Consider the following 236-nt stretch of genomic DNA (forward strand, 5'->3'; position numbering starts at 1 on the left):
CGAAGATGGATTCGAGCGCGCGCTCCAACTTCTCCAAGCGCTGCTTGGTGTAGGGGCGGCAGCCGAAGTCGTCGGCGACGTCGATGGCGGTCTGCATGTACTTGTTCACGCTGCCCTGGTGGACGGTGAGGTTCACGCGCCCGCCGCACTCGCGGCACTCGCCGGTGAGCGGCATCCGTCGGTACTTCTCGCCGCAATCGAGACACCGCGTCTCCTGACGCGCGAACGCCCGCAGG

General features: G+C 66.9%; 1 protein-coding gene. It reads right to left on the minus strand.

The window, feature by feature from the left end; translation table 11 throughout:
- On the minus strand, positions 1-236 hold a 236-nt coding region (locus SM755_RS24180; protein ID WP_323174904.1), incomplete at both ends, for a hypothetical protein.

This window comes from Natrialba sp. PRR66 (assembly GCF_034808065.1).
In the GTDB taxonomy this organism is placed as follows: domain Archaea; phylum Halobacteriota; class Halobacteria; order Halobacteriales; family Natrialbaceae; genus Natrialba; species Natrialba aegyptia.